A 455-nucleotide genomic window follows, 5' to 3' on the forward strand; every position below is an offset into this window, starting at 1 on the left:
GTATACAGGACTGAAATATCAACAGCTTCTCTGGCGTTACAGGATAAAGCAAAGTGTCAGCCGACGGGGAAACTGCTGGGATAACAGTCCTATGGAACGCTTCTTCCGCAGTCTGAAAACAGAATGGGTGCCGACGGATGGTTACGTAGGCAAGGACGAGGCCCGGCAACAAATTAGCGGTTATATCCTGAATTATTACAATAGCGTCAGGCCTCACCATTACAACGGTGGGTTGACGCCGGAAGAATCAGAGAACAGATACCGTTTTTACTGTAAAACCGTGGCCAATATTACTTGACCACTACAGATATAAGACGGTAAATGGGGATGCGGACGATTTCCTGGACTCTCAGGAGATAAAACATGTTTACTGAAGAAGAAAAAATCCGCGCCATTGAGCTTTATTTCAAATATGGTAAGAAGCTGGCTCCCGTCGTACGCGAACTGGGCTACCC

General features: G+C 46.8%; 1 protein-coding gene. It reads left to right on the forward strand.

The window, feature by feature from the left end; all coding sequences use genetic code 11:
* On the forward strand, positions 1 to 298 hold a 298-nt coding region (locus tag GR212_RS36590), incomplete at its 5' end, for an integrase core domain-containing protein (protein WP_139550991.1).
* Positions 299 to 455 lie beyond the last annotated feature (157 nt).

It is taken from the genome of Martinezella lusitana, from assembly GCF_010668395.1.
In the GTDB taxonomy this organism is placed as follows: Bacteria; Pseudomonadota; Alphaproteobacteria; order Rhizobiales; family Rhizobiaceae; genus Rhizobium; species Rhizobium lusitanum_A.